A 20,977-nucleotide genomic window follows, 5' to 3' on the forward strand; every position below is an offset into this window, starting at 1 on the left:
TAACTCCTTTTATCTATGCCCGATCAGCGTTGGCTGAGCGGTATATAGTCGCGCGCTGCAGGCCCGGTGTAAAGCTGGCGCGGGCGGCCGATGCGCTGGCCGGGGTCGGAAATCATTTCGTTCCACTGCGCAACCCAGCCCACGGTGCGGGCCAGTGCGAAGAGCGCGGTGAACATCGTGGTCGGGAAGCCGATGGCCGAGAGGATGACGCCGGAGTAGAAGTCGACGTTCGGGAAGAGCTTCTTTTCGATGAAATAGTCGTCGTTCAGCGCCATTTCCTCAAGCCGCAGGGCAGTTTCGAACAGGGGATCGGTAACCTTGAGCGCATCGAACACCTCGCGAACGGTCTTCTGCATGACCGTCGCGCGCGGGTCGTAGTTCTTGTAGACGCGATGACCGAAGCCCATCAGACGGAACGGATCGTTCTTGTCCTTCGCACGCTCGATATAATGCGGAATCTTGTCGGGCGTGCCGATCTCTTTCAGCATGTTGAGCGCGGCTTCGTTCGCGCCGCCATGCGCCGGGCCCCACAGGCAGGCGATGCCCGCCGCGATGCATGCGAACGGGTTCGCACCCGACGAACCGGCAAGACGCACGGTCGATGTCGAGGCGTTCTGTTCGTGATCGGCATGAAGAATGAAGATGCGGTCCATCGCCTTTTCGACAGCCGGGATCACCTCATATTCTTCCGCGGGTACGCCAAAGGTCATGCGCAGGAAGTTGCCGGTGTAGCTCAGCGAGTTATCCGGATAGAGGAATGGCTGACCGATCGAGTACTTGTAGGCCATGGCCGCGATCGTCGGCATCTTGGCGATCAGGCGGTGGCTGCTGATCTTGCGGTGGTCAGGGTCCGAAATATCGGTGCTGTCGTGATAGAACGCGGACAGTGCGCCGACCACGCCGCACATGATCGCCATCGGGTGCGCGTCGCGGCGGAAACCCTGATAGAAACCGCGCAGCTGATCGTGCAGCATGGTGTGGCGGCTGATCGTGTACTTGAAATTCTCATACTCTTCCTGGCTCGGCAGTTCGCCGTTCAGCAGCAGGTAAGAGACTTCCATGAAGCTGGAATCTTCGGCCAGCTGACCGATCGGGTAGCCGCGGTGGAGCAGGACGCCTTCTTCGCCGTCGATATAGGTCAGGCCCGAATCGCAGCTGGCGGTAGAGGTAAAGCCCGGGTCATACGTGAACATGCCCGTGCGACCGTACATCTTGCCGATGTCGACCACATCGGGTCCGATCGTTCCGCTTTTGACCGGAAAATCATAGTCGCTGCCAGCGACATTCAGGTTGGCCTTGTTATCCGCCACGTGGGTTCCCTCCATTCATGAATCCGCAGATGCGCCATCCGCCGGGACGTCGACGGCCTGCGCGGCGATGCGCGCCAGACTCTCTTCGCGTCCAAGCAGAACCAGCACGTCGAATATCCCAGGCGACGTTGCCTGGCCGGTGAGTGCCGCACGCAGCGGCTGTGCCAGCTTGCCAAGACCGAGATCTTTACGCTCTGCCATGTCCTTGAGGCTGGCTTCGAGCTGCTCGCTAGTCCAATCCGAACAGACTTTCAACTCGGCAAGAATGTCATGCAATAAGGATCGGGCATCGCTTGTCAGCAGGCCCTGCGCCTTTTCGTCCATGGGCAGCGGGCGTTCGCGGAACAGGAACAAGGCGCCAGCGGCCAGTTCGTCCAGATTCTTGGCCCGCGCCTTAAGCGACGGCATCGCCTCGATCAGCAGGTCGCGATGCTTGTCGGCGACAAACCCCGTCTCCAGCGCCGCGATGCGCGGTGCGGCCAGATCGGCAAGGCGCGCATCGTCGGCATCGCGCATGTAAAGGCCGTTCATGTTCGCCAGCTTCTTGAAATCGAAGCGCGACGCGCTCTTGCCCACGGCAGGCAGGTCGAAGGCGGCGATCGCCTCTTCGCGCGTGAAAAGTTCCTGATCGCCGTGGCCCCAGCCAAGACGAAGCAGGTAGTTGAACACCGCTTCGGGCAGCAGGCCCAGTTCGTCGCGATAGGCGTCGACGCCCATCGCACCGTGGCGCTTGGACAGCTTTGCCCCGTCCGCCCCGTGGATCAGGGGGATGTGAGCATAGACCGGTTCGTCCCAACCGCCCTCGATGGCCTGCATCGCGCGATAGATCGGCAATTGGCGGAAAGCGTTGTTCAGGTGGTCGTCACCGCGGATGACGTGAGTGACACCCATGTCATGGTCGTCGACCACGACCGCCAGCATATAGGTCGGCGTGCCATCCGACCGCAGAAGGATGTAATCGTCGATCTCGGCATTCTTGACGCGAACCTTGCCCTGAACCGCGTCTTCGATGACGGTCTCGCCATCGGTCGGCGTTTTCAGGCGCACGACGTAAGGTGCACCCTCCGGTGCCTCGGAAGGATCGCGGTCGCGCCAGCGCCCGTCATAGCGCATGGGCAGCTTCTTCTCGCGCTGCTCGGCGCGCATCGCTTCAAGCTCTTCGGCAGTGGCGAAACACTTGTAGGCGTGGCCCGCATCAAGCAACGCATGTGCGACCGCAGCATGACGCCCAGCCCGCTGGGACTGGAACACCGGTGTCTCGTCATAGTCGAAGCCCAGCCAGTCCAGCCCGTCGAGGATGGCGTCGATGGCTGCCTCGGTCGAACGCGCGCGGTCGGTATCCTCGATCCGCAGCAGCGCCTTGCCGCCGTGATGGCGTGCATAGAGCCAATTGAACAGCGCCGTGCGAGCGCCGCCGATATGCAGGAAGCCCGTGGGCGAGGGGGCGAAACGCGTGACGACAGGTTTCGCGACGCCGTTTGCGTCGGTGACTGTCGCTGCCGTGCCGCTTGCCATCTGGGTACGCTTCCTTTCAATGCGTCTATCGGGTGGGCCGCAGACGGAAAGGCAGATTCAGATGGCTGATAATGCCGCCGTTCCAGTCTCGGGCGGAGGGTCGGGCAATTTGCCAGCGCCTTCGCGGTTGCGGCAATGGGGAAGCTTTCGCAATTTGTCCAGCCCGGACCTTTGGCTGGACCGGGCGGAAATTGCGCTGGCGGACCGCCCTTTCGAAAGGATGCCGTGGATCGCGGTGGCAATGCTGGCGGGCATCGGCGCTTGGTTTGCTTTACCATCGTCATCAGAATGGTTTATTATCATAGGTTTGTTTGGATTTCTTCCGGGCAGTTCTCAACTTGTGCTGCGCCGTGGAGATTATCCTTTCTTGCGCAATGCGGTTGCCGCCCTTGCCATCGCGTTCATTGCCGGGATGTGCATAATCTGGGCGCGATCGGAATTGGTCGGCACGCCTGCGCTGGGCCGGCCCTTGGTGAAGCAGGCCGCTTTTCGCATTCTGGAACGAGAGGATGATCCGGCAAGAAACCGCGTCCGTCTGGTCGTTTTGGCGCAAATGTCCAGCGATGCTCCGGTGCGGGCGCGTATTTCGGTGCCGGATCGGTTCGACGCGTCGCAACTGGTCGAAGGGGCTACGGCAGAGGCGCGGCTGCGCCTCGTTCCGCCAAGTCGAGCCTTGGTTCCCGGCGCTTACGACTATGCCCGCCGTGCGTGGTTCGACGGGATTGCGGCGACGGGATCGGTACTGAGTCAACCTGAAGTTCTGATCACGGGCCGTGACAAGGCCCCCCGTTCCGTGCGGGACCGCCTGTCGGGCCGGGTTCGGGAGAGGATGGCGGAGGCGGGAGCGGCCCCCTCTGCGGCGGCTATTGCGGCGACATTGCTGGCCGGAGATCGCACAGGAATGACCAGTGCCGATGCGCAGGCGATGCGCGATGCCGGGCTGTCCCACCTCTTGTCGATCAGCGGGCTGCATGTCGGTGCGGTGATCGCCATCGTCTGGTTTTGTGCGATGCGTACACTGGCGCTCTGGCCGTGGCTGGCGCTGCGCGTGCCGCTGCCGCTTGTCGCGTCCGCCGTTGGGGCCTTGGCCGGGGTTGGCTATACGATCCTGACAGGCGCGGCATTGCCGACCGTTCGCGCCTGCCTGGCTGCGCTTTTGATACTGGTGGCGCTGTCTTTAGGACGGCAGGCGCTCTCGCTTCGCATAATCGCGCTTGGCGCGATTGCGATCATGTCGTTCTGGCCCGAAGCGGCGATCGGCCCCAGCTTCCAGATGAGCTTTGCCGCCGTAGTCGCGATCGTCGCATTGCATACCGCGAAGCCCGTCGCCGCCTATCGCGAGGGCGCACAGCGGCGGTCTTGGTTAAGTCGAACTGCGCGGGGCTTTGTCCTGCTGTTCCTGACCGGATTGGTGATCGAGATTGCGTTGACGCCGCTCGTCCTGTTCCATTTCCACCGGGCCGGGCTTTACGGCGCGGTCGCCAATCTTGTCGCCATTCCGTTGACCACCCTTGCCATTATGCCGCTGCTCGGCGTGGCGATGCTGGCAGAGGCGGTTGGGTTGGCCGCGCCGTTCTGGTGGCTCGCGGCGCAGGCAATCGGGGTGCTGTTGAGCTTGGCGCGAGAGGTATCTGCCGCGCCCGGTTCGGTCGGACTGGCCCCGTTGATCCCTGCATGGATCGTGGTGATGATTGCGGCGGGTGGCTTCTGGATGGCGATCTGGAGCGGGCGGCTTCGGCTTTGGGGCCTTGCGCCCGTGGCGGTTGGGCTGATTGCCCTGCTCACGTTCCGTCCGCCTGATTTGCTGGTTTCAGAAGACGGCCGTCATGTCGCGCTGGCCGGAAATGATGGCCTGTACCTGCTTCGCCCAGACGGAACCTTTGCGCGCGATGCCCTTGCCGAAGTGTCGGGGCACGATCCGGAAGAGCTTGCCGCCGTATCGCATCCGCTGTCGGATTGGCCCGACGCGCGATGCGACGAGAATTTCTGTGGATTGGCAGCCCAAGACGGCACCACGATCCTGATTGCCAAGGGCTTTGTACGACCTGAGGCAAAGAGCCTTGCCGCCGCCTGCGCGCAAAGCGACATTGTGATTGCCGAGAATGCATGGCCGGACATCTGCCGCCCGCGTTGGCTGAAACTGGATGGTCGGGAATTGTCGCGTCGCGGTGGTGCGGCTCTCGATTTCAAAAGCCGCACCGTCCGATATGTCCGTCCGGTCGGCGACCGGCACGGTTGGTGAAGCGGTGCTTAGTGGTAGCGCCGCAGCAGTCCGGCCAGGCGACCCTGCACCTGAACCTCACTCGGCGCATAGATCTGCGCTTCGTACGATGCATTGGCAGGATCGAGGCGTACCATGCCGTTTTCGCGACGCAAGTACTTCAACGTCGCCTCTTCGCCGCGCACCAGCGCCACAATGATCTCGCCATCGCGGGCAACATCGGTCTTGCGGACCAGCGCGAAATCACCGTCGAAAATCCCGGCTTCGATCATCGAATCGCCCGAAACTTCCAGCGCATAATGCTCGCCAGCACCCAAAAGGGCCGCAGGCACGGGAAGGGTCTGCGAATCTTCCATCGCCTCGATCGGAACGCCCGCGGCGATCCGGCCATGCAGCGGGATCTCGATAACATCGTTGGCGGGCGAGGGCGCAGGAGCCTTGGCCTTCGGCATCTCCACCACATTCGACGGCGTCTTTTGCCGTGCGGTCCCGGTCACATCGTCAGGCTGCCGCAAGATCTCCAGCGCACGGGCGCGGTTCGGCAGGCGACGGATGAACCCACGTTCTTCGAGGGCAGAGATCAACCGGTGCACACCCGACTTCGATTTCAGGTCGAGCGCTTCCTTCATCTCCTCGAAAGAAGGCGAAATCCCGGTCTCTTCCAGCTTGTGCTGGATAAAATTGAGCAGTTCATGCTGTTTACGGGTCAGCATCGTCATTCCCCTATCCGTCGTTCAAATGCGAACGAATAAGGAACAATTAAGAAACAAAATCGGTATCGTCAAGCGGTCAGCGCCTATATGCGGATAACCGAGACCGGTTCCCCTGAGGCAACCGGTGCAGACGCTGCCGGTCGCACGATCAGGCAATCGGCATTCGCCAATGGAACGAGGGCCCCGCTGTCCTGTACCGAGACTGGCGCAACGCCATCGGGTCCGAACCGGCCGCGCAGAAATTCGGCGCGCTTGCCCGTGGCGGGTAGGGCGGAGCTGCTTGGCCAACTCTCCCCTACCGGCAAGGCGTTGCCTGCACCCTGCATGGCGCGAAGCAAAGGCAGGGCGAACAGATGAGCGGTTACGAATGCGGAAACGGGATTGCCGGGCAGGCCCAGCACGACTTGGGGCCCGCGCGTCGCCACCATGATCGGTTTGCCGGGCTTGATCGCGACGCGCCAGAAGTCGACGTCCGCGCCGATGGTCTTGAGCGCGGGCGCAAGCAGATCGTGATCGCCGACCGACGCGCCGCCGCTGGTGATCAGGATATCGGCATCGCGTGCCTGTTCCATCGCCTCGGACAGCGCCTCGATCCGGTCCGGCACGGGGCCGATGCGCCGGATGTTGCCAGTCAGCTGGGCGCAGAGTGCGGCCAGCATCGGACCGTTGCTGGCGGGGATCGCGCCGGGCGCGAGTGCTGTGCCGGGCAGAGCCAGTTCGTCGCCGCTGTCGATCACCGCCACTTGTGGCTGCCGATGCACGCTGACGGTGGCGTGCCCTCCGCTGATTGCCAAGGCCATGCGGGCGGGTGACATGCGCGATCCGCTGCCAAGCAGTTGCTCCGCTTTCGAAAAATCGAGACCCGCCTTCCGCACATGACGGTCGAGCGGCTCCGGCGGCTCACCTGCGAAACGCAAGGTATCGCCGTCCGCCGTGCAATCCTCTTGCACCAGAACGGCATCCGCGTCGTCGGGCAAAAGGGCGCCGGTTGAAATGCGGACTGTTTGGGTCGGTGCGACCGTGCCCTTGTATGGATGCCCAGCGGCGCTTTCGCCGACGATCCGCCATGGCCCCGGCATGTCGTGGGCTCTTATCGCCCAGCCGTCCATCGCCGATAGCGGCGAGGCGGGTTGAGTCCGTAGGGCCTTCACTGGTGCCGCAAGGTATCGACCAAGCGTCGCTTCCACCGGAAGCTGTTCGCTAGGTGTTAGCTTGGCGAGGTCCAGCAGACGCCGCTGTGCTTCCTCAAGGCTGAGCAGGGCTTTCAAAGCTCCAGGTCCTGATGACCCTCCGCGCGCCAGCGGCCGGATTTGCCGCCATCTTTTGCGATCAGGCGGACCTCTTCCAGGACCATGCCTTTGTCCAAGGCCTTGGCCATGTCGTAGATTGTAAGGAGTGCGACACAAGTGGCTGTCATCGCTTCCATTTCCACACCAGTCCTGGCGGAAATCGCGGCCATTGCAGTCACCCGAAGCGCATCATCCTCGAACGCAAAATCGACCGTCACCGAATCCAGCCCGATCGGATGGCACAGCGGGATCAATTCGCCCGTCCGCTTCGCCGCCATGATCCCGGCGATCCGCGCCGTGGCCAGCACATCGCCCTTCTTTACCGCACCGTCGCGGATCGCGGCGAGCGCTTCTGTCGACATGCGAATCCGTCCGCTGGCAACGGCTACACGGCGCGTTTCGGCCTTGCCGCCCACGTCGACCATGCGGGCGTTGCCCTGATCGTCGAGGTGGGTAAGCCCGCTCACGCCGCGCCTGTCATCAAGGTGCGGGTCGCCGTTTCGACATCGGCTTGCCGCATCAGGCTCTCGCCCACGAGGAACGTGCGCACGCCGGAATGCGACAGCCGCAGGCAATCGGTCTGGCTGCTAATTCCACTTTCACCGACCAATAGCGATCCTTCGGGGGCTAGCGGGGCGAGTCGCTCGGTGTTCGCCAGATCGGTGACGAAGGTGCGCAGGTCGCGGTTGTTGATGCCGATCAGACGAGATTTGAGCTGAGCCGCGCGTTCCATCTCCGCCTCGTCATGGACTTCGACCAGAACGTCCATTTCGCGTTCCATCGCGGCCATCTCGATTTCCCCCATCTGCGCATCGGACAGCGCGGCAACGATGATCAGGATTGCGTCGGCCCCGATCGAGCGGGCCTCGGCCACTTGCCACGGATCGACCATGAAATCCTTGCGCAGCACCGGCAGGGTGCAGGCCTTGCGCGCAGCGATCAGGTAATCCTCATGCCCCTGAAAAAAGGGCGCGTCAGTCAGAACCGAGAGGCAGGTTGCGCCACCGGCGGCATAATCGCGCGCATGATCTTCGGGGCTGAAATCTTTCCTTATGAGGCCTTTGGACGGAGAAGCTTTCTTCACTTCTGCGATCAGGGCGAACCCGTCGGCGGCAGCCTCGCGCAGGCGCGCCTCGAACCCGCGGACCGGTTCGCGGGTCAGCGCCTCTGCATCGAGGTCGGCCAGCGTAAGCGAGGCCTTTCGCTCTTTGACCTCTGCGCGTTTGGTGTCGCAGATTTCGATCAGTTTGTTCGTCATGCCTTTACCGTATCGATCCAGCAATTGAGCAGCGCGTTGGCCAGCCCCTTGTCGATGGCTTCGGCTGCTTCCTCCGCCCCGGCGGGTAAGTTGTCCGCTTCCCCCGCAACCCAAAGCGCGGCGGCGGCATTCAGCACGACCGCATCGCGATAGGCACCGGATTCGCCTTGTAACAGACGGCGCAGTGCCAATGCGTTATAATCGGGATCGCCACCCTTGATCGTGTCGAGTGGATGACGGGCAAGTCCTGCATCCTCTGGCACCAATTCGGCGGGCGCATCGAATCCGACGCCTTCGACCCGACTCGGCCCGGCGATCGAGAGTTCGTCCAGACCTTCCATTCCCGAAACCACCAGTGCGCGGTCTGTGCCCAGCAAACGCATCGCTTCGGCATAAAGCGGTACGATATCGGGGTGCGCAACGCCGACCAGCTGGTGGCGGACGCTTGCCGGATTAGCCAGAGGACCAGTCAGGTTGAAGATCGTGCGCCGGCCCAAGGCCTTGCGGATCGGTGCGATGCGGGCCAGCGCCGGATGGTGCGCCTGTGCGAACAGGAAGGCGATGCCCAGATCGGGCAAGGTTGCCTCAGCCTGATGTCCTGCGCGGGCAAGGTCCAGACCCAGCGTTTCCAGCGTATCCGCACCGCCAGCCTTGCTCGAGGCCGCGCGGTTGCCGTGTTTCGCCACGGGCACGCCGCAAGCGGCGACCACAAGGGCGACGGCGGTCGAAACGTTCAGCGAGTGCTGCCCATCGCCGCCTGTGCCGCAGACGTCGATGGCGTTGTCGGGTGCGGCAACGGTAAGCATCCGCGCACGCATCGCGCGAACTGCGCCGGCGACTTCCTCTGCAGTCTCGCCGCGATCAGCCATCTCAACCAACAGGTCGGCAATCGCATCGTCGACCATCTGCCCATCGAGCATCTGGCCGAACAGCGCCTCTGTCTCCGCCATCGAATAACTCATGCAAGGGCCGCCTTGTCGGGGGCCTTAGCCTCGATCCCGCAGATCGTCAGGAAGTTAGCCAGCAGCGCATGACCGTGTTCGGTGGCGATGCTCTCGGGATGAAACTGCACGCCGTGGATCGGCAGTTCGGCATGGCGAAAGCCCATCGCATGGGTGCCGTCCTCGCCCGGGCGCGGCGTGGTGGCGTTTACAACGAGGCTTTCGGGAATGTCCTCCACCACCAGCGAGTGATAGCGCGTCGCGATGAAGGGCGAGGGCAGCCCCGCGAAGACACCGCTCCCGTCATGATCGACCGGGCTGGTCTTGCCATGCATCAACCCGCCCCGCACGACCCGCCCGCCGAAATGCTGTCCGATGGACTGGTGGCCAAGGCATACGCCCAACAATGGCTTGCCCGCGTCGGCGCACGCGGCGACGAGGTCGAGGCTGATGCCTGCCTCAGTCGGGGTACAAGGGCCGGGCGAGATCAGGAAGCCGCTCGCATCGCTGCGGATCGCCTCTGCCGCCGACATCGCGTCGTTGCGCACGACATCGACGGTTGCCCCCATTTCCATCAGGTAATGGACAAGGTTCCAGGTGAAGCTGTCGTAGTTGTCGATGACGAGAATGCGGCTCATGCGCCTGCCTTTGGCGATTTATGCACGACGATCAAGGGGCCAAGCGGCGGTGCCCCGTCCTTTCGCGCTTCTTCAGGATACCACAAGGCGGAAACCGCGCCATCCAGATAAAGCGCGTTCGGCGTTTTGGCTTCATCCCGAAAGAACCGTGCGAAGCGTCCGAAACTGACGAGATCGTCGCTGATGACGAAGTGGACGTGACCTTGATCGTCCACGCCGGCGCCGTTGCGGAAATGCTTTGATGCGCCGTTCCCGGCGAAGTCGGGATGCAGTTCGCCGTCGATTACCAGCATAGGGCCGGACTGCGTGGCATAGGGCGGGGGCGCAGCCATCTCCAGCGATGCAAAATGATCGCTGGTGTCGACATGCCAGGTTTGGTCGCCACCCCAGAATACGCCGTTCGGCAGCATATGGAAATTGCCGGGGCCATCGTTGCCGTTCAGGGCGTGAACTTCCTTGCCATCGATTGCGAGCAGACCGATGGGCTGGCCGTCATCGTCGAACATCCCGGCGTTCATCGCGAGGTGGACGGTATCCACTGGGGCTTCGGCCTCCAGCTTCGCGAAACTGCGCAGCGGTTTGCGGTCCGCACCGTTCAGTACCAGCTCGATCCGCGCTTTCGCCGGATCTACGGTGCAGTGCGTGAAGCGGCTTCCCTCGAAGACCTCCGCCTTGCAGATCGGATCGCCCTTTGCCTGTTTGCCGGAATCGTCCGAACACGCGGCAAGCAGCAATACCGCCGCCGCAAACAGCCTCACTGCCCGTAACCGCCTTCGCGCGCGACGCGCAGGGCTTCCTTTGCAGCGGCGACCAAAGCGCGGGACTTCGCCTCGCACTCGCGCTGCTCATAGTCGGGATCGCTGTCGGCGACGATGCCCGCACCCGCCTGCATGTGCATCGTGCCGTCCTTCACCAACGCGGTGCGCAGGACGATGCAACTGTCCACCGATCCGTCTGGCGAAAAATAGCCGACACCGCCCGCATAGGCCCCGCGCGTTTCGCTCTCCAGCTCGGCGATGACCTGACACGCGCGAACCTTCGGCGCGCCGCTGACGGTGCCCGCCGGGAAACCCGCGAAGAGGGCGTCGACCGCGTCGTGCGACGGGTCCAACTGGCCCACTACGTTCGAGACGATGTGCATCACGTGGCTGTAGTTTTCGACCATGTAGCTGTCGGTCACGCGAACGCTGCCCTTGCTGGCCACCCGGCCGACGTCGTTGCGGCCCAGATCGAGCAGCATCAGGTGCTCGGCCCGTTCCTTCGGATCAGCCAGCAGGCTGTCGCGATTTGCGCGATCTTCTACCGCATCTTTGCCGCGCGGGCGCGTTCCGGCGATGGGCCGGATCGTGACCTCGCCATCGCGCACGCGTACCAGAATCTCCGGGCTCGACCCGATCAGGGCAAAGCCCGGCAGGTCGAGGAAGTAGAGGAACGGTGAAGGATTGATCCGCCGCAATGCGCGATAGAGCGAGAGCGGCGGCAGCGGGAAGGGCGTGGTGAACCGCTGGGCCAGCACGACCTGAAATATATCGCCCGCCGTGATGTAGTCCTTGGCGGCCAGCACCATCTCGCGATAACGGCCCGCAGGCAAGATTGGGTTGAGCGTGGGTTCGGGTACATCGTCGGGGCAGGGCTGTGCCGGAACGCGGGCGGCGGCCAGTTTTGCCAGGCACTCGTCTATCCGATCGCGGGCATGATCCACTTCGGCATAGGGCTCGCGCTCGCTTGGCCAGATCGGCGCGATGCAGAACAGCGCGTCCTGCAACCGGTCGAACACCAGCACCAGCGTCGGGCGCGCGAACAGCATATCGGGAACGTCGAGATCGCTCTCCGCCGGGCGGGTGATCGTCGGCTCGACAAGTGCAATCGTCTCGTACCCGAAATAGCCGACCAGACAGGCCAGCGCCCCCGGCAGCGGGTCTGGCACGTCGAATCGGCATTCCTCGGCCAGTGCACGCAGCGCGGTCAGCGGATCGGCATCGAGCGGTGCAAAGGCCTCGCGATCATGCCGCCATTCCCGATTGACCTCGGCCTTGTCGACGCGGGCGCGGAAAACGAGATCGGGGTCGAGGCCCAACAGGCTGTAGCGACCGCGAACCTCGCCGCCTTCCACCGATTCCAATAGAAAATCACCGCGGCCTGGCTCAATCAGTTTGACCGCCGCCGCAACCGGCGTGTCGCAATCGGCCACAACCTTCCGCCAGACGACGCCCGGCCGCCCCGCCACCAGTTCGGCGAGCGCATGTTGGTCCCAATCGCGGTCGGTCATCGGGCCTGCCATTACCTTGGATCAGCGGTTGCCGGTCAACTGGTCGGTCACGGCTTTGATCGCCGTTTCGTTGCGCGTCACGCCCATGTCGTCGCGGATCGCGCGGGTCAGCTGCTCACCCAGCTCGCCACCGGTGACGGGGCCTAGCTGACGACGCGTGGCGAGCACCAGCGGATCGTCGGCCTTGATATCCGGCGTTTCGATTTCATCCAGGTCGATGATGAACCAGCCCATATTGCGCGGCGCTTCCAGTTTCTTGGTCGAACCCTTGGCCATCGTGAACATCAGGGCGAGGGCCGGGGGTACCTGCTGGCCGCTGCTCATCAGTTGCTGGCGCGATAGCGAAATCGGGTCGAGTGGCGGCGTGGGCTTGCCGACATCGGCCAGCGCTTTGGCCGGGGCCGTACCTTTCTTCACGGCGGCGAGCATTTTGTTCGCGGCGGCCTCTGCCTGCTTGGACCCTTGCTCAAGCCGATAGACACGCTCCAGCGTGGGCTTCAGCTCTGCAAAAGGCGGCGGGGCGCTGGGCGTGATCTTGCCAGGGGCGAAGACGATGTAAGACTGGCCGTCGGCGGCAACCGCGATCTGCGGATCGCTGCCTTCCGACATTGCGTAAACTGCCGGGACGACGCGCTGAACAGTGGCATCGGGGGCCGTGCCGTTGCCGAATGGCTGCCCATCGGCCAGCAGCGGATCGGTCGTGCGGACTTCGCCACCGAACGACTTCGCCACTTCGCTAATATTCGCGCCACCGTTCAGCTGCGATTCGATGTCCGAAGCGCGCTCTGCCAGTGCGGCCCGGCGTTTTTCCTCGGTCACTTTTGTGGCGATCTCTCCGCGCACCTGATCCAGCGAGCGGTCGCCGCTGACGTTCACCGCGTCGACGCGCATCAGGTACCAACCAAGCGGACCGCGTACCGGACCGGCAATGGCGCCGTTCGCGGCATCGTAGGTGGCCTGCGTCACGGCGGCAGAGGTCTTGGAGGCTAGATCGGCGCGATCTTCCGCCTCTACGATCGCCGTCGAAAGCCCCTTGGCCTGCGCCACCGCCCCCAGCTGCGAGGGATTGGAGACTTCGGCCAGAACCGCGTTCGCCGCGGCCTCGGTCGGCAGGACCAGCTGTGTCAGCGTGCGCCCTTCCTTGCCGCGATACTGGTCGCGATCCTGCTCATAACGCGCGGCGATCTCCGCATCGGTCGCCGCCATATCGCCCAGCACCGCATCGTCCAGCACGGCATAGCGCACCGTCCGCCGTTCGGGCAGCGAGAATCGCGCACGATTGGCCGAAAGATAGGACTGCAATTTCGCGTCCGTCACCTGAACATCTGCGGCATAGGCAGCCGAAGGGATAAAGGCGACCGACCCCTTGCGCGTTTCGTTCAACAGCCGTGCATATTGCATCGCCAGCTTTTCGGGCATCCGCGAACCGATCTGCGCGGGCAAAAGCATCATGCGGGCGGACAGGCCCTGCTCCAGATCTTCGCGCAGCAGCTTTTCGCTGATTCCCCGCTGTTGCAGGGCGGCGATGTAGGCCTCTTGGCTGAACTTGCCGTCCGGGCCCTGGAATGCGGGGATGTCCTTGATCTCGCTACCCACCAGCGAATCGCCTATGCGGACGCCGTTATCCAGCGCAAAGGCATATATCGCGAGCCGTTCCTCCATCTGGTCCAGCACGCCTTCGGCCGCGCCGCCGTCCAGAAATTCAGCCATCGTGAGCGTGGGATTTTCCTGCCGCGCCCGTTCGAACGCGCCATTCAGCGTTTCGCGATAGGTACTTGTGGAAATACGCTGATCGCCGACCGTGGAAACCTTCTCGCCACCCGCGATGCCGCCAAAGCTCGAGCCGGTGATATCGGCACTGGCAAAGGCCAGCGCGATCAGGCCCACGAAGCCAAGGGTCAGCACCAATCCCAGAGGTGATTGGAAAATCTTGCGAAATGTCTGGATCATGCGTCCTGAATCCGTCGAACCGAGTAAGGCGCGGCATTGCTGCCGCCGTTGTTGCGCGCCGCTCTAGACCGCTGGTCGCGGCGCTGCAACCGATCGCGCGATGGTGCTTTGACAGAGCGACCTGCTTGGGCTAGCCGCCACCCCCGCCCTCGATGTTCGGGGGCAGGGGGCTTAACAGGTTTCAGGCAGGTTTCACGGAAGGGGCACATGAGCCAGCGCTACTACATCGTAGGCAATTGGAAGATGAACGGGATGCGGGCCGCCTTGTCAGAGGCGCGCGCGATCGACCGGGCTGCCCAGCGCCTGCCAAAGGTGGAGGTTGCCCTTGCCCCGCCGGTCACCCTTATCGCCGCCATGCGGGAAAGCCTGAACGGTATCGGCGTCGGCGCGCAGAACTGCCACCACGCCGAAAAGGGCGCACATACCGGCGATCTGGCCGCGTCCATGCTGCGTGAGGGCGGGGCCGATTTCGTGATCGTCGGTCACTCCGAACGGCGGGCCGACCACAACGAGACCAACGAGATGGTCAAGGCCAAGGCCGAAGCGGCGCAGGGTGTCGACATGGGCGTGATTCTCTGCGTCGGCGAATCCGAAGCCGAACGTGATTCGGGCGAGGCCGAGGAAATCGTCGCGCGCCAGCTGGCCGCATCATTGCCCGATAACGCACAGCGTCTGTCGGTCGCCTATGAACCGATCTGGGCCATCGGCACCGGCCGCGTGCCGCAGACTGGCGATGTCGCCAAGATGCACAGGCGCCTGCGCGAAGTGCTGGTCGAAAAGTATGGCGACGAGGAAGGGGCCGAGGTTCGCATCCTCTATGGCGGTTCGGTAAAGGGCGAGAATGCTGCCGAATTGCTGGCCGTGCCCGAAGTCGGCGGTGCGCTTGTCGGCGGGGCCAGCCTGACGGCGGACGGTTTCGTCCCGATCGTCGTCGCCGCGTCCGAACAGGACTGAGGCACAAAGCTGACGCCCGCACGGCTTGCACCGCCTGATCGCAGGGGGTAAGGGCGGCGGCAATACATCCGATTTTCTGTCAGGTTTATCCGTAATGTCGCTTTTCCTGTTTCTCACCGTGGTCCAGGCGCTGGTTGGCGCGGGACTGGTCGGCGTCGTTCTTGCGCAGCGTTCGGAGGGTGGCGGCCTAGGCGTCGGCGGCAGCCCGTCGGGCCTGATGAGCGCGCGCGGCGCGGCGGACTTCATGACCCGCGCGACGACGATACTGGCGACGATTTTCGTGATCCTGTCGATCGCATTGGCCGCAGTCTCGGTGGAAACGACTTCGGGTGGCGACGTCGACACCTCGCTCGATCGTAGCTTGCCGATCAATGATCCGCTGGCTCCGGCGGCGGGCGACTCCGTCGCTCCGGCTCCGGTTGAGAGCGCGGCACCGGCTTCCGACGATCCGCTTGCGGGTGCTGCCAGCGAATAATTCCGGCGCGAAGGCCCCTGCTAACGCGTTTTTCCGATTTTTTGTGCAAACCGGCGTCCGCATCGCTTGCGGCGAGGCGCGCCTATTGATTAAGGCCCGACTCCCATGGCGCGGTACATATTTATCACCGGCGGCGTGGTCTCCTCGCTCGGCAAAGGTCTCATGGCGGCAAGCCTCGCAGCGCTGCTGCAGGCGCGCGGGTACAAGGTTCGCATCCGCAAGTTCGATCCATATCTGAACGTCGATCCGGGGACGATGAGCCCCTATCAGCACGGCGAGGTTTTCGTGACCGACGATGGAGCGGAGACCGACCTCGACCTGGGGCACTATGAACGCTTCACCGGCGTTTCGGCGCATCAGGGCGATAACATTACGTCTGGCCGGATTTACCAGTCGATCATCGCCAAGGAACGGCGCGGCGATTATCTGGGTGCGACGGTGCAGGTGATTCCGCACGTCACCGATGCGATCAAGGAATTCGCGTTGGCCGATACCGAAGGGCTGGACTTCGTGCTCTGCGAATTCGGCGGCACCGTCGGCGATATCGAGGGGCTGCCCTTCATCGAGGCGATCCGCCAGCTGCGCAACGAGCTTCCGCGTGAGGATACTTGCGCGATCCACGTGACGCTGGTGCCTTATATCAAGGCGGCAGGCGAACTGAAGACGAAGCCGACGCAGCACTCGGTGCGCGAATTGACGTCTCTAGGCGTGCAACCCGACGTGCTGCTCTGTCGTTGCGAACAACCGCTGCCAGAGGGTGAGCGCCGCAAGATCGCGCAATTCTGTAACGTCCGGCCAGAGGCGGTCATCCCCGCGCTGGACGCCAGCAGCATCTATGCTGTCCCGCTGCAATACCATGCCGAGGGTTTGGACGACGAGGTGCTACGCCATTTCCGCATGACCGCCCCAAGCCCCGAGCTGGCAACGTGGCACGACATTGTCGATCGCTATGAAAACCCGGAAAGCGAAGTGACCATCGCGGTCGTCGGCAAATATGTCGGCCTGCCCGACGCCTACAAGTCATTGAACGAGGCGCTGATTCACGGCGGCATGGCCAACCGGGTGAAGGTGAAGATCAACTGGATCGATGCCGAGCTGTTCGAACAGGACGACAGCGACATCATCGCCCAGCTTGAACCGATGCATGGCATCCTCGTCCCCGGCGGTTTCGGCACGCGCGGCAGCGAGGGCAAGATCGAGAGCGTACGCTTTGCCCGCGAACGCAACGTGCCGTTCTTTGGTATCTGCCTCGGCATGCAGATGGCCTGTGTCGAAGGCGCGCGGAACACCGCCGGGATCGTGGGTGCTTCGTCGACCGAATTTGGCGAGACTTCCGAACCCGTGGTCGGCATCATCACCGAGTGGATGACTGCAGAGGGTCTTGAACAGCGCGCCGCCGACGGTGACCTTGGCGGCACGATGCGGCTTGGTGCCTATCCGGCGAAACTTTCTGGCAACAGCCAGGCGGCCTCGATCTATGGCTCCGGCGATATCTCCGAACGCCATCGCCATCGTTACGAAGTCAACGTGGCCTACAAGGACCGCCTCGAAGACGGCGGCCTGATCTTTTCCGGCATGTCACCCGACGGATTGCTGCCTGAAATCGTCGAGCGTCCCGACCACCCGTGGTTCGTCGGCGTGCAGTTCCACCCAGAGTACAAGAGCCGCCCGTTCGATCCGCATCCCCTGTTCGCAGGGTTTATCGGCGCGGCGCTGGAACAGTCGCGACTTGTGTAATTTCCCTTAGATTTCGCGTAATTCTGCGGTTTTTTCGGAAAACACTTGCGAAGCGCCCGTCTGATTGAGTAGCCCCTTCCTTACAAGAAATGTTAATCTGGCGGGCAGGACGGATCGGCTCGCGCAGGTTTCGGGATTTTCCGATCCCCTCGGGACGGACAACGGGGCGCGTCACACCGATGCAGACGGTCGATATCAGTCGCTTGGGCGACCTGCTGCCGCAAGGCAGCCTGTTCGCCGATTGCTCTGATGAAGAGCTGGGCGAGATCGTCGCGCGTGGACAAGTGCGCCAGTTCCCCGCTGGTAAGGAAATCATGGCACAGGGGGAGGAGGGCGATGCCCTGTTCATCCTGCTGTCGGGCACGGCGCGGGTCAGCGTGTTGGCCGCCAATGGGCGCGAAATCGTGCTGGATTATGCCGAGGCGGGTGAGGTTCTGGGCGAGATCGCGATGATCGACGGCGGACTGCGCACGGCCAGCGTCCACGCGTTCACCGAGTGCGAGGCGCTGCGCCTGACGCGCGGGGCTTTTGCGGAATTGACCGAGCGGCATCCGCAAATGGCAATGCGCTTGATGCAGGCACTGGCGCGCAGGCTCCGCCAGACGAACCTGACGATCGAGGCGGAGCGGGCCTATACCTCCGGTCCGCGTCTTGCCCGGTTTCTGCTGCGGCTGATGATCGGCGGGGCCGAAGATGGGCAATCCGCAGACGGGGGCGCGCGTTTGCGACTTGCGCTAAGTCAAGGCGAGCTTGGCAACTTTGCGGGTATGTCCCGCGAACAGATCAATCGCCAGCTTTCGGCATGGGTCGATTGCGGCATAGTTGCCCTAAATCAGGGCAGAGTTACCATTCTGGACCGCGAAGCGCTGATAGATATCGCGGAAGAATGGTAAGAGTGTTATAAGGGCTTGCTTCCCCGGGGTGACTGTCTTTCTGCGACCCGGATAGTCATTCTGAGGGGCAAGGCGGCGGTGACGTCGCGGGGGCGCGATCTTCGGATCCGCCCCCATTTCTTTGCGGGCACGCGCTTTACATCAATCGCCAAAGAAAAAGGGCGCGACCGCAATGGCCGCGCCCTCTTGTTTACGTAAGGATGGACAGGCTCAGGCGGCCTTGTCTTCGCCCTTGTTGCCGTCGACGACCTTCAGCGGCTTGGTGCCGTTGATCGCGATGGTCTTGGGCTTCATCGCCTCTGGCACTTCGCGTTCAAGGTCGATCACCAGCAAGCCGTCGGCCAGTTGCGCGTCCTTTACCAGCACGAAATCGGCCAGCTCGAAGCGGCGTTCGAATGCGCGCTGTGCGATGCCGACATGCAGGAACTCGCCCTGTTCGGCCTCCTCGGCCTTGCGACCTTGGACGACGAGCAGGTTCTGCTGTGCGGTAATCTCGATATCCTCTGGCTTGAAGCCGGCGAGGGCGAGGGTGATGCGATAGGTATCTTCGCCGCGACGTTCGATGTTGAACGGCGGATAGTTGTCGCCCTGGCTGGCCCGGCCCGTATTCTCGAGCAGGTCGAACAGCCGGTCGAACCCGACGGTGGTGCGGCGATAGGGGGTGAAATCAAAACGGTTCATCTTGCAAATCCTCCAACAGAAGCAATTCACTGGTTTGCCGATCGTGTCGCCAGACCCCGTGGGCATCCGGCCAATCGGCTGCGAACTGGCAAAAGCACCCTTGCGGCGTGCCCTGCCGATGATCATGTGGTGTCAGGAACAGATCGGTTCAAGAGGGTTTTGAAACCCGCAAGAGCCCAGGAAATTAATTGCAGAAAGGACCCAGCGTGGCCGCAACCGAAGGTGCCCCAAAGATCGAGATCTATACCCAGTTCGGGTGCCCATATTGCCACCGCGCCATCGCGCTATTGAAGAACAAGGGCGTTGAATTCACCGAATACGACACCACGATGGACCGCGCCAAGCGTGCCGAGATGGTCGAGCGAAAGCCGGGTGCCCGCACGGTTCCGCAGATCTTTATCGATGACAAGGCAATTGGCGGCAGCGACGATCTGGCCGCGCTGGATCGGGCGGGCGAGCTCGATCCGCTGCTGGGGCTCTGACCCGGGCGATGGCCGACGCACCTGTCACGATTGCGCTGTATCAGGCGAATACCGGGATCGACCCTGCCGCCAATGCGCAGGCGCTTGTCGCTGCGATCCAAGAGGCAAAGGCGGGTGGGGCGCAGATGCTGTTCACGCCAGAGATGTCGGGATTGCTGGATCGTGACCGTAAGCGGGGCAGCCAGCATATCGTAGACGAGAACGCCGATCCTGTTCTTGCGGCTGTAAGCGATGCTGCAAAAGCGGCGGGGATTTGGGTCGCCATCGGATCGCTAGCCGTGCGCGGCGAAGGGGAGCGTTTCGCCAATCGTTCGTTTCTCGTGACGCCCGAAGGCAAAATCGCCGCGCGGTATGACAAGATCCACATGTTCGATGTGGATCTGGATACCGGCGAAAGCTGGCGCGAATCGAACGCCTACGAACCCGGTAAGGCGGTGGTCACGGCGCAGACGCCGATCGGCCGATTGGGCCTCGCGGTCTGTTATGACATTCGCTTTCCCGCGCTGTTTGCCGCGCTGGGCGATGCGCGGTGCGATGCAATCGCTCTGCCTGCTGCGTTTACCGTGCCTACCGGCAAGGCACATTGGGAACTGATGCTCCGCGCCCGCGCGGTTGAGGCCAGCGCCTATGTTATCGCCGCCGCGCAGGTCGGGCGGCACGAAGACGGGCGCGAGACCTATGGGCATTCGATGGTCGTCGATCCTTGGGGTACGGTTGTGCTGGACATGGGCGGCAATGGGCCGGCCGTCGGCTTTGCCCGGATCGACCCGTCCCGGATCGCCGAAGTGCGTCGCCAGCTTCCCAGTCTTGCCAACCGCCGCGAAATCCCTAAGTCGCAGGCATCATGATCGTATTCGATCTTTCTTGCCGCGATGGCGGCCATCGATTCGAGGCGTGGTTTCGCTCTTCGGACGATTTCGCGCGTCAGGACGAAATGGGCCTGCTCTGCTGCCCAGAATGCGGCTCGCCCAATGTCGGCAAGGCTGTGATGGCCCCTGCAGTCGGGCGTAAAGGCAATCAGGTTGTAGAGGCCCCGATCAGACGGCCCGATCCGGCACCGGATTCGCAATCCGTGCCCATGACGGGATCGCCGCCCGCACCGGTCGCCAATATCACGCCCGAAGTGCGCGAGGTTTTTGCCAAACTGGCCGAAGTGCAGAAGGCGGCGCTGGAAAAATCCCGCTGGGTGGGCGGTGAATTTGCCGAGGAGGCGCGTGCGATCCATTATGGAGAGCGCGATGCGGAAGCGATCCACGGCCAAGCTACGCGCGAAGAGGTGGAGGACCTGATCGACGAGGGCGTCGAGATCGCTCCGCTGCTATTCCCGCTGACCCCGCCCGACGCGGTAAACTGAAGCCTGCAATACAACTGGTTGTCAGGCTGACACGCGCAGACTAAACGCGCTTGCGGGGCGCCCGTAGCTCAGCAGGATAGAGCACCAGATTCCTAATCTGGGGGCCACAGGTTCGAATCCTGTCGGGCGCACCACAATGCCTAATTTATGGCGCATTATCAGTGCCTTTTGCTTTGTTAGCCAAAACAGGATTCGCAGCGTTAGCCAAATACTGGCTAGCCAGTTCAGCCATCTTGGCTTGCTCCGCTTCACGGGTGTATGCATCTTATGACGGGTCGACGATAAGCCAATGCGGAA

At 62.9% G+C, this 20,977-nt stretch carries 20 protein-coding genes and 1 tRNA gene; 9 read left to right on the forward strand and 12 right to left on the reverse strand.

The annotated features are described in order from the left end of the window. Positions 1-23: 23 nt before the first annotated feature. Positions 24-1,325 carry a citrate synthase gene (locus AB433_RS08170; protein ID WP_082134839.1) on the reverse strand — a complete coding sequence of 434 codons (1,302 nt, stop codon included), beginning with the start codon at positions 1,323-1,325 and terminating at the stop codon, positions 24-26. Then, on the reverse strand, positions 1,326-2,825 hold the full coding sequence (gene gltX, locus AB433_RS08175) for a glutamate--tRNA ligase (protein ID WP_047820640.1): 1,500 nt from the start codon (positions 2,823-2,825) through the stop codon (positions 1,326-1,328). A gap of 367 nt (positions 2,826-3,192) precedes the next feature. Between gltX and AB433_RS08180 the strand changes: the two genes are divergently transcribed. After that, entirely contained in the window at positions 3,193-5,067 is a 1,875-nt protein-coding gene (locus AB433_RS08180) for a ComEC/Rec2 family competence protein (protein WP_169749322.1), read from the forward strand. Positions 5,068-5,075: 8 nt separating this feature from the next. Here AB433_RS08180 and lexA read toward each other — a convergent pair whose 3' ends face one another. The 9 genes from lexA to AB433_RS08225 all read right to left on the reverse strand — a co-directional run bounded on the left by lexA (position 5,076) and on the right by AB433_RS08225 (position 14,104). Further along, positions 5,076-5,759 (reverse strand): transcriptional repressor LexA, encoded by a 684-nt coding sequence (lexA, locus tag AB433_RS08185; protein ID WP_047823636.1) that lies wholly within the window; start codon positions 5,757-5,759, stop codon positions 5,076-5,078. 83 nt (positions 5,760-5,842) lie between these two features. Next, positions 5,843-7,027, reverse strand: coding sequence for a molybdopterin molybdotransferase MoeA (locus AB433_RS08190; RefSeq protein ID WP_053059062.1), 1,185 nt, complete (start codon positions 7,025-7,027; stop codon positions 5,843-5,845). Then, positions 7,024-7,515 carry a cyclic pyranopterin monophosphate synthase MoaC gene (gene moaC, locus AB433_RS08195; RefSeq protein WP_047820641.1) on the reverse strand — a complete coding sequence of 164 codons (492 nt, stop codon included), beginning with the start codon at positions 7,513-7,515 and terminating at the stop codon, positions 7,024-7,026. The genes AB433_RS08190 and moaC overlap by 4 nt, the downstream gene beginning before the upstream one ends. Further along, positions 7,512-8,306: an indole-3-glycerol phosphate synthase TrpC gene (trpC, locus tag AB433_RS08200; protein WP_047820642.1), complete on the reverse strand. Its 795-nt coding sequence runs from the start codon at positions 8,304-8,306 to the stop codon at positions 7,512-7,514. Before trpC ends, moaC begins: the two co-directional genes overlap by 4 nt. Continuing rightward, positions 8,303-9,268, reverse strand: a complete 966-nt coding sequence (gene trpD, locus AB433_RS08205) for an anthranilate phosphoribosyltransferase (protein ID WP_047820643.1) — start codon at positions 9,266-9,268, stop codon at positions 8,303-8,305. The genes trpC and trpD overlap by 4 nt, the downstream gene beginning before the upstream one ends. Then, a complete protein-coding gene (locus AB433_RS08210; protein ID WP_047820644.1) occupies positions 9,265-9,885 on the reverse strand; it encodes an anthranilate synthase component II in 621 nt (206 codons plus the stop codon). Before AB433_RS08210 ends, trpD begins: the two co-directional genes overlap by 4 nt. Further along, positions 9,882-10,643, reverse strand: a complete 762-nt coding sequence (locus tag AB433_RS08215) for a phosphodiester glycosidase family protein (protein WP_047820645.1) — start codon at positions 10,641-10,643, stop codon at positions 9,882-9,884. Before AB433_RS08215 ends, AB433_RS08210 begins: the two co-directional genes overlap by 4 nt. Further along, positions 10,640-12,154, reverse strand: a complete 1,515-nt coding sequence (locus AB433_RS08220; protein WP_047823640.1) for an anthranilate synthase component I family protein — start codon at positions 12,152-12,154, stop codon at positions 10,640-10,642. Before AB433_RS08220 ends, AB433_RS08215 begins: the two co-directional genes overlap by 4 nt. A 21-nt stretch (positions 12,155-12,175) precedes the next feature. After that, complete coding sequence (locus AB433_RS08225; protein WP_047820646.1) at positions 12,176-14,104, reverse strand: SurA N-terminal domain-containing protein; 1,929 nt, start codon at positions 14,102-14,104, stop codon at positions 12,176-12,178. Between the two features lie 207 nt (positions 14,105-14,311). On the opposite strand from AB433_RS08225, the gene tpiA reads away from it, so the two are divergent. The 4 genes from tpiA (at position 14,312) to AB433_RS08245 (ending at position 18,163) form a co-directional block, all read left to right on the forward strand. Next, positions 14,312-15,058, forward strand: a complete 747-nt coding sequence (gene tpiA, locus AB433_RS08230) for a triose-phosphate isomerase (RefSeq protein ID WP_047820647.1) — start codon at positions 14,312-14,314, stop codon at positions 15,056-15,058. A 94-nt stretch (positions 15,059-15,152) separates the two neighbouring features. After that, positions 15,153-15,533 (forward strand): preprotein translocase subunit SecG, encoded by a 381-nt coding sequence (secG, locus tag AB433_RS08235; RefSeq protein ID WP_047820648.1) that lies wholly within the window; start codon positions 15,153-15,155, stop codon positions 15,531-15,533. Between the two features lie 105 nt (positions 15,534-15,638). Continuing rightward, entirely contained in the window at positions 15,639-17,270 is a 1,632-nt protein-coding gene (locus AB433_RS08240) for a CTP synthase (protein WP_047820649.1), read from the forward strand. A gap of 179 nt (positions 17,271-17,449) precedes the next feature. Then, on the forward strand, positions 17,450-18,163 hold the full coding sequence (locus AB433_RS08245; protein WP_047820650.1) for a Crp/Fnr family transcriptional regulator: 714 nt from the start codon (positions 17,450-17,452) through the stop codon (positions 18,161-18,163). Between the two features lie 210 nt (positions 18,164-18,373). Here the strand turns inward: AB433_RS08245 and AB433_RS08250 are convergent, their stop codons facing one another. Next, positions 18,374-18,844 carry an Hsp20 family protein gene (locus tag AB433_RS08250; RefSeq protein WP_047823642.1) on the reverse strand — a complete coding sequence of 157 codons (471 nt, stop codon included), beginning with the start codon at positions 18,842-18,844 and terminating at the stop codon, positions 18,374-18,376. Between the two features lie 206 nt (positions 18,845-19,050). On the opposite strand from AB433_RS08250, the gene grxC reads away from it, so the two are divergent. The 4 genes from grxC to AB433_RS08270 all read left to right on the forward strand — a co-directional run bounded on the left by grxC (position 19,051) and on the right by AB433_RS08270 (position 20,814). After that, on the forward strand, positions 19,051-19,326 hold the full coding sequence (grxC, locus tag AB433_RS08255; protein WP_047820651.1) for a glutaredoxin 3: 276 nt from the start codon (positions 19,051-19,053) through the stop codon (positions 19,324-19,326). Between the two features lie 8 nt (positions 19,327-19,334). Beyond that, positions 19,335-20,174 carry a carbon-nitrogen hydrolase family protein gene (locus AB433_RS08260; RefSeq protein ID WP_047820652.1) on the forward strand — a complete coding sequence of 280 codons (840 nt, stop codon included), beginning with the start codon at positions 19,335-19,337 and terminating at the stop codon, positions 20,172-20,174. Beyond that, the gene (locus AB433_RS08265) at positions 20,171-20,680 is read left to right on the forward strand and encodes a DUF1178 family protein (RefSeq protein WP_047820653.1); all 510 of its coding nucleotides are present in this window, start codon (positions 20,171-20,173) and stop codon (positions 20,678-20,680) included. The genes AB433_RS08260 and AB433_RS08265 overlap by 4 nt, the downstream gene beginning before the upstream one ends. Positions 20,681-20,737: 57 nt before the next feature. After that, a tRNA-Arg gene (locus tag AB433_RS08270) sits at positions 20,738-20,814 on the forward strand. Positions 20,815-20,977 lie beyond the last annotated feature (163 nt).

It is taken from the genome of Croceicoccus naphthovorans, assembly GCF_001028705.1.
GTDB classification, from domain to species: Bacteria; Pseudomonadota; Alphaproteobacteria; order Sphingomonadales; family Sphingomonadaceae; genus Croceicoccus; species Croceicoccus naphthovorans.